We start from the raw sequence: 14376 nt of genomic DNA, 5'->3' as shown, positions 1-14376 counted from the left end.
TAAATTAAACTTAATTAAAAATTTTTAGGTTTATTAAAAATATACCTGACACTAGCATCTGGTTAAAGACAAACCCGGAGAATAACGATGTCCCAATCAGCCCAGATGAAACCAACCTCACTGCCCGTCAGAAGCTTTCTCAACTGGCCGGTTGTTACTGATCCCAAACAGTGGCAAGGCAATGTTGCCGTAGTGGGCGTTGCCCAGAGTGAAGTGTATCCGGGCAACCCTGTGCCGAATGATCAGGCCAATGCACCTGATGCTATCCGCCTTCAGTCCGGTCAGTTCTGTGACGGTGCAACCCACTGGGATTTTGATATCGGCACCACACTTTCATCACTGGATCTACAAACCGTCGACTGTGGCAACCTGACCTATGACGGCAGAGACTACGAACCCTTCGCCGCCTGGCAGAAAAGCGTTTTCGAAACGCTCTGGAAAAACAACATGCAGGTATTTGCCCTGGGTGGTGATCACGGCATTACTACGCCGGCCCTGCAGGCACTGGGCGTACTCAATAAAGACGTACATGTCGTGCATATAGATGCCCATCTCGACTGGCGGGACGACGTACAGGGCGTAAAAGGCGGTTACAGCAGCCCACTGAAACGGGCCAGTGAACTGCCCTGGATCTCCGGCATGACCCAGATTGGCATGCGCGGCACCGGCAGTGCCCGCCAGCCTGAAGTGGAAGCAGCGCGGGCCTGGGGTTCCAACATCATCACCGCAGCTCAGGTACACAGAGACGGCGTTGAAGCGGTCATTCAGCAGCTGCCTAAAGATCAGCTGGTTTATCTGACCATTGATGCCGACGGGCTGGACCCTTCCCACATGCCCGCAGTACTCGGCCCGGTTCCCGGCGGTCTGTATACCGAACAGGTTACTGCGCTGATTCATGCAATCGCCAGAAACAATCAGTTAGTGGGCATGGATATCGTCGAGATAGCACCGTCAATTGACCTGCCAAATAACATCACCAGCATCACCGCCGGGCGCCTGATCATTAACGCCATCGGTGCAACCTGGGGACCGGGCCGGGACAAATAAACCTCAAAAAGTAATACCTGCATTTTCGCTGTTCCGGGCGCCTGACAGTCTGCACCGGAACACAAAGGGAAGAATTCCACCCGGCAATTCTTCCGGTGAGACCCGATCACACTAAAATAACAACAAGCGTTTTTCAGGAGGCTTCCAATGAAAAAGAATGCTCTGGCACTGATGCTGGCAACGGTGGTTTTTGCAGGCACCGCAGCTGCAGACGAAATAACCAAGCTGCGCATAGGCGTGGAAGGTGCCTACCCACCCTTCAGCTATGCAACCCCCAGCGGTGATATCGAAGGTTTCGATATCGATATTGCCAACGCCCTGTGCCATGAAATGAAAGTGGAATGTACGCTGGTTTCACAGGACTGGGACGGCATGATCCCGGCACTGATGATCCGCAAGTTTGATGCCATTATTGCCTCAATGAACGCCACTGAAGAACGTAAAAAGCAGGTAGCATTTACGGATAAATACCATCATGCACCGGCCAAGTTTATCGCTAAAAAAGGTGCCGGCATTGAAATTTCCAAATCAGGGCTGACAGGCAAAAGTATCGGTGTGCAGCGTTCAACCATCTTCGATACTTACCTTTCAGATAACTACGGTGACCTCATCACCATTAAGCGCTACGGCACCCAGACCGATGCTTATCTGGACATGAAAGCAGGCCGTCTGGACCTGTTACTGGCTGATTCGGTAAACGCTGCCTCAGGGTTCCTGGATGTTGAAGGCGGTGAAGATTATGAGTTTGTGGGGCCGGGCCTGACAGACCCCCGCTGGTTTGGCGAAGGGGCCAGCATTGCCATCAGAAAGAATGACGTTCACCTGAAAGACAAATTCAATCAGGCACTGAAAACCATCCGCACAAACGGCGTTTATAAAGCAATTAACGACAAATACTTTAACTTCGATGTTTACGGGAATTAAGTAAACACCGAATCACATCTACACAGCTTGCAGGAGCAGGTCTTTCTTTTTCTTTGTTAACCATTGCGGTTAACAGAGAAATGCAGTGATAAGATCTGCTCCCTCCCCTTGTCTATTCTCGCTGAATGAATCAGTCGTCATCTTCCATCGCCAGTGAATACTTACCGGAAGCAAGGCCCGTCAGCCGTTCCACAATGCTCGCTTCTTCCACACCGGTCAGCTCCACTGACTCGTCGTCAGGGCAGAACTTGTATTCGGATACAGAGCCATCAAACTTAATCTTCCCAAGAATGCGACCGCTACTGCTGATGCAATCCAGCTCTTGCTGAATAGGAAAGAACAACACCATCTGAAACCTCCTAAAAAATATACGTCGGTGGACGCTGTGCCTGCTTCTCTTACATACCAAGGGATGCAGTTGCAGGTATCGCTGTGCGCCTTTCCTGCAAGCATCTGCCGGGAGACCCAGCCAGATAAAACACGTTTATAGCCACAATAATTCGGCAGGCATTTTAACACTAATCATAAAATGAAAAAGAAGCGAATCAGGAGTCACTGCGGACTTGATCATCCTCAATGTTTAAGCACAGATTACGTGCTCAAATGCCCCTCCCAACACATTAAACCGGAGTTGTTATGTTCAAAGCACATGTGCATGAAATTTTAGAAATGATACATGCGTCTGATAAGGCATATTCTGTTGCAGAGCTGCAGGAAGCGGTTATCAGTCACTTCAGTGAAGATACCGTTTTTAATTCCTGCTCAATCAACGATATGAGTGCAGCCCAGGCGATCGAATTCCTGGTGCAGCGTGGCAAGTTCGTTCCACAACAGTCAGGTTCCCCCTGCTGTGGCGGCTGCGGCGGTTAAGCAAATAGCAGAACACCTCAGGAACCGGCTGATAATTACAACAGCCGGTTTTTATTCAGCAAAAATCAGCTAACCTTCGCCTTGCCATCAAACAGCACCGCAAGCCTGCCCGGCTGAACCAGCTCAATATTATGCTCTTGTGCATATTTAACAGCGGCATCGGAAACCTCACCTAAGGTCACGTAGAGAAACCCCGTTGCTTCGGTATTTTGCCCTGCGGCAACTAATAACTTCAGCGGCTCTATTCCTGTATTCGCCGCTTTAAACCGCTTGCTGCTCAGCAATAGCTTTTTACTGCCGTGCGTCAGCGCCAGATCAGCGCCATTGCCTTTAAACACGCTGGTCTCGAAACCACTTTTTATATAATTAGCGGCTATTTTCTCGGAGATAACTCCGGCCGGCATTTTTTTAGCTTGCTGAACCACTTCCAACACCCGCTTTTGAGAAGGTTGCTGAAGCTGTTTATAGGCAGCAATCGCACCGATGATAAAAAATGGCAGCGAACCTGTGAGACTTAAAACCACATACTTGGCGTCTGTAAGGGCCAGACTGACCACCAGAATGAACAGACCAATTGATACACTGTACCACCAGCTGGATCGCAACAACACTGCAAACAACGACCCTTTAGCCATTTTAAACGCCATAAACTGATTACCTTTTGTGTTCTGCTGCCCCCTGACGGAGCAGACTATAAGTAACTTAAATATGCGGCTGTAGCCCGCACTTTCCTCAATCTCTGAAACATCCGGACAAATAAAGGACAGCCCAGTAGTGAGCCGTTACGGGAATAAGTTTTTAAAGCATCACGATGAACAGCTGTAATGCGACATGCCACCGACTTCAAAATGTTCAAACGGCTTAAGCCTGTAGTACTTGTCCTCTACTTCCTGTGACTGCTCCGCATATGGCTGCGTCATTACTTCCTGAAGCTCGCGCACCAGCTCGTAATTACCCATGCTGGCCTGCTGATAAGCTGGCACAACCAGCCACTCCCGCCAGCTGTATTTGGGGTTGACTTGTTTCATCTGCGCAGAAAGCGAGTCTCTGTTGTAAGACTCAGCTGCTTCAATAAGCGAGCGCCATTTTGTCAGCCACTGTGACCAGCGCAGATCCATTGCATCAGGATCTTCTCTGTAAGCAGGCCCTCTGTAGAAGCTCTTTTTGAGTGGTTCAATATCTTCGGGAATCCCCGAGAGCTCACGGAAGAAAATCGTGTAATCCACGGCGGTTTCCAGCATGAGTGTTTGCAGCTCGTCTAATAAAGCACCATCAAAATGCTCAAGACCCAGCTTACTCGCCCACATCTGTTCCATTTTCGCCTGTATTGTTTGAGCAAAACCCACCTGAATCTCGTCCAGCTGCTGTAACGCGGTTGGATGTGAAGCAAGCAAAGGCTTCAGCGCGCTGCAGAACATATGGAAATTGGCCTCTGCGGCCACAGGCTGATTGTAAAATGAAAAGTGCAGTCCACCACCGGTCCAGGGCTGAAAGCGCGGATTAAACAGTTCGCAAAATCCAAACGGACCGTAGTCGAGTGTAAAACCGCCCACTGCACAGTTATCACTGTTGAAGTTACCCTGGCAATAACCTACACGGATCCAGTTCGCCACCAGTGAGCTCAAGCGATCACGAAACGCCTGTGCCAGCAGCAGTAACTTCTCTTCCGTCTCTAACTGGCTGTCAATAACATCCGCGTACTCACGATCAATCAGGTGTAAGACGAGCATTTCAAGCTCCTTCAGCGCTTCAGGATGCTCTTCTTTGCGGGCGCGGCGCCCAAACAGCTCTAACTGACCAACCCTAATAAATGAAGGTGCCACCCGTGTCGAAATCGCAACCGGTTCAGCGATAACCCGATCCGGATTCTGCGACCGGGAGCCTTCTGAGTACCACTGCCGGTTAACTGTCTCCGTTTTAGACACATACAAACTCAGTGAACGGGACGTAGGAACACCCAGTGCCTGCATATGCTCCTGTGCCAGAAACTCCCGGACACTGGAACGCAGAACCGCACGCCCGTCTGCCCCACGGCAATAAGGTGTGCGACCCGCACCTTTTAACTGCATCTCCCAGCGCTGCCCGTTAAGAACCGCTTCCAGTACAGAAAGTGCACGGCCATCGCCGTAACCGTTACCGGTGCCAAACGGACACTGCTGATAATATTCAGTGCCATAAATAGAAAGCGCATACCCTGTCGCCCAGCCAGTATTGCGCATTGGCGCAGGTACCTGCGCCATATCACCGGAGAACATCTGCATAAACTCAGCCGACTGCGCCAGGTTGTCGGCAAAGCCAAGTTCCCGGAAAAAGCTTGTGCTGTGAGCAACGTACTCAGGATCCTGAATAGGTGTAGGAGTGACAGGCACATAATGCCCGGTAAAGACCTGCCGCGGAGCCTGTTCAGCCCCGTTTTCGTCCGCATCCGGATCACAATTAAGTGTCTCCAGAAACGAGTAATCAGCCAGGTTAGACAACTCATCAAGCGTCGTAATGCCTGAAGAAGTATCTGAGGACAATGGCTTTATCATGGTGGAGCCTCACACGGGAATGAATGAACGAAGACTGCGAATTTTGCCCGTAAAATCAGCAAAACGAAAATGGTACTTCTTTTGAGGAAATAAGCCTTCCAGAAAATAAACCTCTCAGCCTAAGAATAGACTGAGAGGTTCTTTACTGGCTACCCGGAGAGCCGGGGTAACGCCAGAATGGCGTTTAATCCGCAATTTTTCTATCTGAAACTGCTATCTGAAGCTGAACAGTACTCAGGATAATCAGTGCAGGTAATAAAACAGCAGATAGACCACCAGCAATATCGCTACCCAGACAACCATGGTTTCAGTTGGCCATAGCTTGGCAAAGTAACCCTTTGGCTCGCCTGCCTCGGCATCATATGAATTCTGAACCATTCGCTTCACTGAAAGGATGACAGAATTTTCAACGCTGACATAAGCACCGTAGGTTGTGCTCGCCACCCGTTTCACCACAGCCGGCGCAAGCTTACGGTAGAACCAGTCTGCATCCAGATTGGTCGATGGCAGCTCAGGCGGATACATATTCTTCAGGTTCAGCCATACAAACGCCAGCGCCGAGAAGAACAGCAACTGCAGCTGAGTTAACACGTGGGTCACATCATAAGGCTGATAGCTATGCTCCCACGGCAACAGGGCATAAACCGTCTGGGCCGGGAAAGTACCTAAAACAACACATGCTACGGCTGCCAGCGTCATGGCGACCAGCATGTTTTTAGGCGGCTCAGTGGTACGGATACCTGAATCGTGAGCAAAGAATGCAAAGTAAGGGATCTTGATGCCCGCGTGATGGAATACACCTGCAGCAGCAAACAACAGCAACAGCCAGACCACATCATAGCCTTCGGCAACCGCGGCAGCCATAATCATCGACTTGGATACGAAACCGCTGAACAGCGGGAAAGCCGAGATAGAGGCAGCACCGACAATACAGAGCACCGTGGTTTTAGGCATGCTTTTATATAAGCCACCCAGCTCGGAGCCGTTGATCTTACCGGTCATGTGCAATACCGCACCCATGGTCATCATCAGCAGGCCTTTAAAGATAACGTCATTAAAGGCGTGTGCGACGGCACCATTCAACGCGATAGCAGTACCGATACCAATACCCACGATCATAAAGCCGATCTGGTTAATCAGACTGTAGGCCAGTACCCGTCGCAGATCATTCTCAATTACCGCAAAGAAGATTGGGAAACACGCCATTGTGACGCCGATCCAGACCAGTATTTCCTCACCCGGAAAACCTCGGGCAAAGGCGTATACTGCTACCTTCGTTGTGAATGACGCTAAGAAAATTGTACCGCTTGGGGTAGCCTCAGGATACGCATCGGTCAGCCAGTTGTGCATAAACGGGAACGCACACTTGATACCGAAGCCAAAGAAAATCAACCAGGCTCCGATCTGAGCAATACCTTCATGTTGCAAGCCGATCTGAGTGAACAGCAGGCTGTTATTTACCTGGGCGAAAATCAACAGGCCCACGAGCAACAGGACGCCAGACAATACCTGAATGATCAGGTAGCGAACGCCAGAGGAGTAAGCACGGTCTGTCCGGCGGGCCCAGATCAGGAATACCGACGTCAGCGCCAGCAGTTCCCAGAAGATAAACAGCGTCAGCAGGTCGCCTGCAAACACCGCACCTACTGCGCTTGCTGCATAAGCCAGGCCAGCCACATGCTGCACGGTATCTTTAACATGCAGCGCATAGATAACAGCTATCAGCGAAGCGAGATGGAACAGGTAACCAAACATCAGGCTGAGTTTGTCTACCTTTACCGGTTCCAGGGCATAGCCCATAAACTCAAGGGACCAGAACACACCATGGTCCATCCCCATCAGGTTTATAGCTCCCAGAATTGGTGCCGCAATCATTATCAGATTGCGCAGCCAGCCCCGCAGAAAAATCGCCGCCAGTGCACCCAGCAGCAAAGGAAGAAACGGTATAACACTATTCATCGTAGTAATCTTCCCCACGCATCAGGAACTTACGCATCTCTTTTGCGATAAGCACCAGAACAACACAACCAATAAAACCATAGATGGCATAAAATGCCGGGATGTTCTCCCAGTCATGATAGATATGCCGGTGTACCATAAAATCAACCAGAACTAACAGGCCGCAGATAACATAGAAAACTTTTAACATTTTTTTAATGTTTTCCGGCTTATCAAACCAGCCATCTGAATCATGCTTATCAGACATCTAGCCCTCCCCCATATTCGTTGCAGCTGTCATATCGGTTGAGACTCCCGGAATCATATTAATAAGATCGACCAGGGGCTGCATATAGAAAAACAGTGCCAGACAACCAACAGACGTGATCGTCAGCGCAATCAGAATTGGTAACGGTGCTTCCTTGGTTTCTGACCAGGACCATGGCTGTGCACCTTCAGCAGGCTTGGTGAAGAACGCCTTGATCGGAATCGGTAACAGGTAAGCAATGTTCAGCAGGGAACTGACCATCAGCACTGCCACGATGATAAGTTTATCCGTCTCTAACGCACCAATGGCCAGATACCATTTACTCCAGGTGCCTGCCATCGGCGGCAAGCCAATAATACTGATGGCACCGATAGTAAATGCGGCAAAAGTAATCGGCATTTTACGGCCCAGACCCACCATATCGCTGATATTTTTCTTATGGCTGGCGACCATGATGGCACCGGCACAGAAGAACAGCGTGATCTTACCGACCGCATGGGTCGCAATGTGCAGGGCAGCACCGGCACTGGCGATGGAAGATGCCAGCAAAGCACCGACCACGATGTAACTCAGCTGACTCACTGTTGAGTAAGCCAGACGGGCCTTCAGGTTATCCTTGGTCATGGCGATACAGGATGACAGCACGATAGTCGCCGCACCGATGTATAACATAATATCAGTTGTCGCCAGCTCCTTAAGGCTGTCAATGCCGAAGATATAGATAACAATCTTCAGAATGCTGAACACACCGGCTTTTACCACCGCAACCGCGTGCAGTAAGGCACTTACCGGAGTAGGTGCAACCATCGCCGCGGGCAACCAGCGATGGAAAGGCATGATAGCCGCTTTACCTACGCCGTAGCAGAACAGCACCAGCAGCACACTGAGAACCACCTTATTATGGGAGTCATCAAAGATACCACCAGCCCGGAAATCCAGCGTGCCGGTCAGAGCATAGGTACCAAGCACCGCGAATAGCAGGAATGCAATTGAAGTACTCAGCAAAATGCCCAGATAGACCCGTCCACCCTGCTTCGCCGCATCGTTGCCGGCATGGGTGACCAGAGGGTAAGTTGAAAGCGTCAGTACCTCATAGAAAATGAACAGCGTCAGCAGGTTGCCTGAAAAACAGATACCCATCACTGAACTGATTGATAATGCAAAACAGCAGAAGAAACGCGTCTGGTTATCTTCATTATGGCCGCGCATATAGCCAATGGCATAGATGCTGGTAACGATCCACAGGAAGCTGGCTACAATCGCAAACAGCACGCCCAAAGGTTCAACATTAAAGCTGATACCAAGCCCCGGGAACATCCCAACCACAGTGGACTGGAGAGCAACTCCGCTGAAGGTGTAATCCGTAATTGCCAGCACAATCGTGAACAATATAACGGCGGTTGTCAGCGTCACCGCTTCACGCAGATTAGGGAATTTCCCCGTCGCGACAACCAGTAGCGCACCAATAAAAGGAACGCAGATAGATAGCGCAATTAACTGCGCCGGTTCGAATGCCTGCCAGAGATTCATGATGAAACCTCCTGCACAACTACATCTGACATCTGACCTTCCTGTGTATTACTGACTGACATGGCGTCAGCCTGGAAAAGCCACTCTGCAGCGCTGTTCGCCGCTTCGGTCGTCAGGGACGTATCAATGCCGAAGTAGACATTGGCAATCACAAGTGCCCACATCGGAGCCAGCATCAGCCAGGACACTTCTTTGATGTTTTTCGAACCCTGTGAGTCAGGCAGTTTCTGGAAATACGCCGCTTCAATAACCCGGCCAATATAGACAACCGCAAACAGAGAACCGAGCAACACCAGCGCTGCTACAAGCCAGTTATCCTGCTCCAGTGCTGCTGTCACTAAATACCATTTACTGACAAAACCAGCGGTAAGCGGTACACCAATAATACTCAGGCCAGCAATGGTAAACGCCGCCATTGTCAGAGGCATTCTCTTACCAAGCCCGGCAAACGCTTTGATATCAACAGAGCCAACGCGGTAGAACACGGCACCCACAGCCATAAACAAGGCTCCCTTCATCAGCGCGTGGTTAAAGATATGAATCATACCGGCCATGAGCCCCGCCACACTGACCAGGCTAAGGCCAAGAATCATATAGCCAATCTGAGCAACACTACTGTAAGCAAGGATGCTCTTAACGTTACTCTGTACCGTTGCCGAATAAGAGCACTGGAAGATAGCAACAACCGCCAGCACCATCAGAATCAGGCCCATTCCCATATCTACAAAGACATGGTCAATGCCGAAAACAGTGAAGATAAAGCGGATCATCACGTAGACAGCCACTTTCGTAGCCGTACTGGCCAGGAATGCTGTCACTGCCGAAGGCGCATGGGTATATGCCGGCGGCAACCACATGTGTAACGGGAACAGTGCAAGCTTGAGACTGACACCCACCATAATGAACGCAAGACCGGTATTGATCGTACGGCTGCTCTCGTAAGCATCCATTCTGACCGCCAGATCCAGCATGTTCAGGGTGCCGGTTTTCATGTAGAGCAAACCAACACCGATCAGGATAAAGGTCGCACCGATAGTACCCATGACCAGATAACGGAATGCTGCTGTCAGACAACGGCGGTCCGAAGCCAGACTCACTAAGGCGTAGGTCGCCAGTGAAGAGACTTCCAGGAACACGAACAAGTTAAACGCATCGCCGGTAATCAGAATGCCTGAAAGGCCTGCAAGGCATAGCAGGTGTGCGGTGTAGAAAAGCGAGTGATTGGCAACTTTCACCTCTTTCTCGATGCTGTCTTTCGAATACACCAGCACCAGTGTGGAGATGGCCGTTACTGCTAATAAGACAAAGGCATTAGCAACATCAACCCGTAACTCGATTCCCCAGGGTGGCGCCCAGCCGCCAACGGCGTAGCTAAGCACACCATCAGACAGCGCTGCTGCCAGCAGTTGCCAGGAGAATATGAATGCCAGACCACTGACCAGGGTGGCAAAACCCCAGGAAAGTACTGAGCGGCCCAGAATAAGTGCAATAGGTGCTGCGATCAGGGGCAGTATGATAGGAAGCGCAGCCAAATGTTGTTCAAGCATCAGATTGCATCATCCTTCTTATTATCAAATTCATTCTCTTCAACGGTGCCATAAGCGCGTTTAATCCGGACAATCAATGAAAGACCCACCGCTGTTGTGGCAACACCTACAACAATGGCGGTAAGAATAAGTACGTGAGGAAGCGGATTGGAGTATTGAGTAACTCCTTCAACCACGATAGGTGCGGTACCTCCGGTCACTTTACCCATAGATATATAGAGCATGAAAACAGAGGTCTGAAAAACGTTCAGGCCAACAATTTTCTTAACCAGATTGTTCGCAGAAATAACAATGTAAAAACCGGCCATCATCAGAAAAACGACGATCCAGTAGTTGTAATAGTCGAGGATAAAGTTCACTGGACGTTTGACCTCTCAGCCTGACTGCCAAAGGCATAGAAAATATTCAGCATGACCGCAAACACGGTAAAGCCCACCCCAAGCTCGATAATGATGATGCCATAGTGCTGGCCAGCTATCGGGTCTGCGGCGAGTTGGTTGTAATCGAGGAAATTACCGCCCTTATACATGCTGTACAAACCGACACTGGCATAGAGCAGCACGCCAAAAGCAGCCATCCACTGTAAGAACTTTGGCCCAACGACGGCAAATGCTTTGGGCAGGCCGAACACCAGGGCATACAAAATGAAAGCCGCTGCCGCAATGACGCCTGCCTGGAAACCGCCGCCAGGGCCGAAGTCACCATGGAACTGGACGTATAAGGCAAACAGGATCACCAGAGGGATAATGACTTTTGCAATGACTTGCAGCACCCGGTGTGATTCCAGACCCGACTCCAGGTCTTTCTTCTTCTTACGTCTTACGCCCAGCAGGGAGAAAACGCCTATGAATGCCGAGAATACTACGACCGTTTCGCCCAGCGTATCGAAACCGCGATAACTCGCCAGCACCGACGTAACCATATTCGGCAAGCCAACTTCTTTCGGTGACTCTTCTATATAACGGGGTGCGACATGCTGATGCACCGGGTTATCAGGATGCCCGAAAGGAGGCATATCGAGCGTGCCATAAATTAACGCTGCACCTGTCAGTGTGACCACAAACAGCGGCAACAGCTTAGAGCGGGTGCTCAGTCGCTCTTTCTCCTGCCGGCCGGTCAGCGCCAGCGTACCGAGCATCAGAACGGTCGATATACCCGCCCCTACTGACGCTTCAGTGAAGGCAACATCAACCGCATCAAGGTTCACAAAAATCAATGCGGAAAGGAAACTGTAGATACCGAACAACATTACCACGGCAAACAGATCTTTTAAGAAAATGATCCATAAGGCGGTCAGTGCAAGCATTGCCAGCAGCACCAGATCAATAAACTCTGCCATTACTGAGTATGCTCCTGTTTATCTTTAGGTCGGGTTTCTGCCAGCGTAAGCAAACCGCCATGACGGGCAGACTTTGCCAGTGCATGGGATGCTGTGGGGCTGGTTACCATTAAAAACAGTAAAATAAACCCTAACTTGGCGGTATTCAGATCGAATGAAGTCTGTAACAGTAAACCGCCAATAATTAACACGGCGGCGATAGAATCGGTGACACTGGCGGCGTGTACCCGGGTGAAAAAGTCAGGAAATCTGAACAGTCCGACAGCGCCGCTCAGCCCAAAAAAGATGCCTGCGAGAAGCAGTATGCTACTGACAATGTCAATTAAAAGCATGGCTTACCACTTATACTCAGTTGTTATTCAATTGGTGAGGTATATTCGAAGAATCGAAGCACCGCGACCATCCCAATAAAATTTATCAGCGCATATACAATGGCGATGTCCAGAAAGTCCGGGCGTCCCATCAAAAATCCTAAAACCGCGATAAACAGAACGGTCTTGGTGCCAAACATATTGACCCCAAGGATACGGTCGTAAACCGTAGGTGATTTAAATGCTCTGGCCAGGGCAATCCCCATGACGACCAGAATCGCAACACATACTGCTGCCAGAATACCTGTCATTTGTTTTTGCCCCAGATGCCCGTAATCTTTCTTTCCATTTCACCTTCTTTCAAATCATCAATAGAAGATTTGTGCAGTGCATGGACGATTACTTCATCATCTTTATCTTCAATGTCCACACTCAACGTACCGGGAGTCAGTGTGATTGAGTTTGCATAAAGGACACGGCTGCTTAACGGAATCTCTTTTGAGCTTATTTTTGCGATAGCTGGCGAAAGCTTATCCGGTGAACCCCAGATGAGTTTCGTGACATGGACACTGGAACTGATGATTTGCCCAATCAGCCAGGGAAGATAGCGGATGAGCCGAAGGCTTGTGCCGATCGGCGCAGACTCAGTTTCGACATCATCCATTCGTTTCAGTACAAAGAGTACGATAACAACTGAAATGACACCGAAGCTCAGTAATAAAGGTTCGATGAAGCCGGATAGTAACAACCAGAATACTGATAGTACTCCCGCCCACTTAACGATATGCATGTAATATCGCTCCAATTTTTCCCGAAATTATTCTTGTTTTGTCCGGCTAGGGTAACCGGGGTCAAGCCTGCAGACGCCCAAGCTTAATGGCTGTTAACCATAAATGGAACCAAGCAGGCAGACTTTTACATTTCGCACACGAAGTTCTCCGGAACCTCATAAAGCCTCAATCTATCAATAAATTGCGACTTATTCGTTAGTCCAGATCAACTAAGGGCCGTAATATTGCGATCCAACAACTGATAGCTCAATAGAGATTATTTAATTTTATTGATAGGATAATCCTATCAATATAAAAGTTATGATACTAAAGAACCACAACTATGGCCGTGAAAACACCTACCATTAAGCAGTTGGAATACTTTGTATGTCTGGCCGAATCCACGACGTTCCGCAGCGCTGCAGAACAGCTCAAAATCAGTCAGCCAACGCTGACAGCGCAGATCTATAATCTGGAAAAAACGTTAAACCTGACCTTAATTGAACGCAGCCGCAGCGGCGCTACCCTGACCCCGGCAGGCAGGGATATACTGCTGAACGCCCGTCAGGTGCTTGAGGAAATGAATGGCCTGCTGGATCAAGCAGCCATGATAAATCACGGGCCCGGAGGTACCTTCCGCATGGGGGTATCCCCCACCGTCGGCCCCTACCTGCTGCCGCATATCCTGCCGGGGCTACATCACACCTATGCATCCCTTAAACTCTTCGTACGGGAAAACACACCTAAGGCCTTAGAGCTTGACCTGCTTGAAGGGCGACTGGACCTGGTACTGATTCCAAAACCCTTTGGCAACCCTCGCCTGACCACAGAAGTGCTGTTTGACGAACCCATGAAACTGATCACACCGGATGATCATCCGCTGGCTAAGCTGAAAAAAGTCCGATCCGAGAATCTGGAAGGCCAGAATATACTGACACTGGAAAAACAGTACGGTAGCTATCAGCAGATGGAAATCCTCTGTTCCGAACTGGGTGCGACAATCGCCCGGGATTACGAAGGAAGCAGTCTGGATGCCCTCCGACAGATGGTGATCATGCAGATGGGATTAACCTTCTTACCCTCCCTTTATATGTATTCTGAAATTCACCAGCCTCAGGGGTTGGTCGTCAGGGATATAGAAGACCTCAATCTGCACCGCACCCACGTACTGGCATGGCGGCAGAACTCACCGAACCGGGGCTTTTACAGACAATTAGCCGAGCTGATCCGCTCATTGGTGAAAACCAATCTGGCTGAAGCCAAATTAAGTTTTTGAACACACGACTGCAAAGGATTGCGAA

General features: G+C 49.8%; 16 protein-coding genes. 4 read left to right on the top strand and 12 right to left on the bottom strand.

Annotation, left to right across the window (positions count from 1 at the left end):
* Window positions 1-87 precede the first annotated feature (87 nt).
* On the top strand, window positions 88-1047 hold the full coding sequence (locus JYB63_RS01135; protein ID WP_205655906.1) for an arginase family protein: 960 nt from the start codon (window positions 88-90) through the stop codon (window positions 1045-1047).
* Between the two features lie 147 nt (window positions 1048-1194).
* On the top strand, window positions 1195-1971 hold the full coding sequence (gene aotJ, locus JYB63_RS01130) for an L-arginine-binding protein AotJ (RefSeq protein WP_205655905.1): 777 nt from the start codon (window positions 1195-1197) through the stop codon (window positions 1969-1971).
* Between the two features lie 130 nt (window positions 1972-2101).
* Here aotJ and JYB63_RS01125 read toward each other — a convergent pair whose 3' ends face one another.
* The gene (locus JYB63_RS01125; RefSeq protein WP_205655904.1) at window positions 2102-2320 is read right to left on the bottom strand and encodes a hypothetical protein; all 219 of its coding nucleotides are present in this window, start codon (window positions 2318-2320) and stop codon (window positions 2102-2104) included.
* A gap of 287 nt (window positions 2321-2607) precedes the next feature.
* Here JYB63_RS01125 and JYB63_RS01120 point away from each other — a divergent pair, with 287 nt between their 5' ends.
* Complete coding sequence (locus JYB63_RS01120; protein ID WP_205655903.1) at window positions 2608-2841, top strand: YecH family metal-binding protein; 234 nt, start codon at window positions 2608-2610, stop codon at window positions 2839-2841.
* Between the two features lie 65 nt (window positions 2842-2906).
* On the opposite strand, the gene JYB63_RS01115 is transcribed toward JYB63_RS01120, so the two are convergent.
* The 11 genes from JYB63_RS01115 to JYB63_RS01065 form a co-directional block, all read right to left on the bottom strand.
* The gene (locus tag JYB63_RS01115; protein WP_205655902.1) at window positions 2907-3488 is read right to left on the bottom strand and encodes a restriction endonuclease; all 582 of its coding nucleotides are present in this window, start codon (window positions 3486-3488) and stop codon (window positions 2907-2909) included.
* 159 nt (window positions 3489-3647) lie between these two features.
* Entirely contained in the window at window positions 3648-5372 is a 1725-nt protein-coding gene (locus JYB63_RS01110; RefSeq protein ID WP_205655901.1) for a protein adenylyltransferase SelO, read from the bottom strand.
* A 243-nt stretch (window positions 5373-5615) separates the two neighbouring features.
* A complete protein-coding gene (locus JYB63_RS01105) occupies window positions 5616-7331 on the bottom strand; it encodes a Na(+)/H(+) antiporter subunit D (protein ID WP_205655900.1) in 1716 nt (571 codons plus the stop codon).
* Window positions 7324-7578 carry a hypothetical protein gene (locus tag JYB63_RS01100; RefSeq protein WP_205655899.1) on the bottom strand — a complete coding sequence of 85 codons (255 nt, stop codon included), beginning with the start codon at window positions 7576-7578 and terminating at the stop codon, window positions 7324-7326. The genes JYB63_RS01105 and JYB63_RS01100 overlap by 8 nt, the downstream gene beginning before the upstream one ends.
* Complete coding sequence (locus tag JYB63_RS01095) at window positions 7579-9108, bottom strand: monovalent cation/H+ antiporter subunit D family protein (protein WP_205655898.1); 1530 nt, start codon at window positions 9106-9108, stop codon at window positions 7579-7581.
* The gene (locus tag JYB63_RS01090; RefSeq protein WP_243431768.1) at window positions 9105-10655 is read right to left on the bottom strand and encodes a monovalent cation/H+ antiporter subunit D family protein; all 1551 of its coding nucleotides are present in this window, start codon (window positions 10653-10655) and stop codon (window positions 9105-9107) included. Before JYB63_RS01090 ends, JYB63_RS01095 begins: the two co-directional genes overlap by 4 nt.
* The gene (locus tag JYB63_RS01085) at window positions 10655-11014 is read right to left on the bottom strand and encodes a cation:proton antiporter subunit C (protein WP_205655897.1); all 360 of its coding nucleotides are present in this window, start codon (window positions 11012-11014) and stop codon (window positions 10655-10657) included. Before JYB63_RS01085 ends, JYB63_RS01090 begins: the two co-directional genes overlap by 1 nt.
* Window positions 11011-11994: a DUF4040 domain-containing protein gene (locus JYB63_RS01080; protein ID WP_205655896.1), complete on the bottom strand. Its 984-nt coding sequence runs from the start codon at window positions 11992-11994 to the stop codon at window positions 11011-11013. Before JYB63_RS01080 ends, JYB63_RS01085 begins: the two co-directional genes overlap by 4 nt.
* Window positions 11994-12326, bottom strand: coding sequence for a monovalent cation/H(+) antiporter subunit G (gene mnhG, locus JYB63_RS01075; RefSeq protein WP_205655895.1), 333 nt, complete (start codon window positions 12324-12326; stop codon window positions 11994-11996). Before mnhG ends, JYB63_RS01080 begins: the two co-directional genes overlap by 1 nt.
* A 23-nt stretch (window positions 12327-12349) precedes the next feature.
* Window positions 12350-12616, bottom strand: a complete 267-nt coding sequence (locus JYB63_RS01070; RefSeq protein WP_205655894.1) for an MrpF/PhaF family protein — start codon at window positions 12614-12616, stop codon at window positions 12350-12352.
* Window positions 12613-13095 carry a Na+/H+ antiporter subunit E gene (locus tag JYB63_RS01065; RefSeq protein ID WP_205655893.1) on the bottom strand — a complete coding sequence of 161 codons (483 nt, stop codon included), beginning with the start codon at window positions 13093-13095 and terminating at the stop codon, window positions 12613-12615. The genes JYB63_RS01070 and JYB63_RS01065 overlap by 4 nt, the downstream gene beginning before the upstream one ends.
* A gap of 323 nt (window positions 13096-13418) precedes the next feature.
* Between JYB63_RS01065 and JYB63_RS01060 the strand changes: the two genes are divergently transcribed.
* A complete protein-coding gene (locus JYB63_RS01060; RefSeq protein ID WP_205655892.1) occupies window positions 13419-14351 on the top strand; it encodes a hydrogen peroxide-inducible genes activator in 933 nt (310 codons plus the stop codon).
* Window positions 14352-14376 lie beyond the last annotated feature (25 nt).

Origin of the sequence: Aliamphritea spongicola, from assembly GCF_017051665.1 — a bacterium.
Lineage (GTDB): Bacteria > Pseudomonadota > Gammaproteobacteria > Pseudomonadales > Balneatricaceae > Amphritea > Amphritea spongicola.
Note: the sequence above shows the minus strand (reverse complement) of the source record. Positions and strands in the feature narration are given on the sequence as shown.